This is a genomic window from Bartonella jaculi, from assembly GCF_039543045.1.
GTDB lineage: Bacteria > Pseudomonadota > Alphaproteobacteria > Rhizobiales > Rhizobiaceae > Bartonella > Bartonella jaculi.
The window spans coordinates 1-510 of sequence record NZ_BAABIZ010000211.1; the positions used below are offsets into that span (position 1 = coordinate 1).

Below are 510 nucleotides of genomic sequence, written 5' to 3' on the forward strand. Positions count from 1 at the left end.
TTGATGGTTCTGTTTTGGGGATTTCACGCGCAAAACTGATCACACGCCCTCCCCGTTTCTTGCCGTGGCTCATTGAAGAATACGGGCTTGGAGAGCTTACACCTTATGTTCCAAACCTTTATGATTTGATTGATCAGGGACTTGAATGGCAAAATATTCGTGGCTCTGTAGCGGCAATTGATCGGGGGCTTGAATGGCTTGGACTCTCAGTACACTTTACACCCGCATGGCCAGAGCGTGCTTGGTGGAATTCCTTTCAACTTGACTTTGATCAGTTGCCTGAACGAGGTGATCTTGAGGCAATTGAAGCGATTGTCGACCTTTCCAAAAGTTTACGCTCTGATTTTCGTCGTGGCGTTTATGGTTATGATGTGCAAGCTGTTGAATGCAATATGTCACGCCTTGATGACAGCATGTTGGAGTATGAAAGCGGTGTGCGCTTAACAGCTGGGGGCACTTTGTTTTCCTTTGGGCGCACGACAGAGATAGAGCGCGTTCTCACAAGAGAAG

The 510-nt window shown here is 47.6% G+C and carries 1 protein-coding gene; it reads left to right on the forward strand.

Going from position 1 to position 510, the window contains the following annotated elements; all coding sequences use genetic code 11:
- Positions 1-510: phage tail protein (locus ABD915_RS10230; protein WP_345117864.1), on the forward strand; the 510-nt coding region annotated here is incomplete at both ends.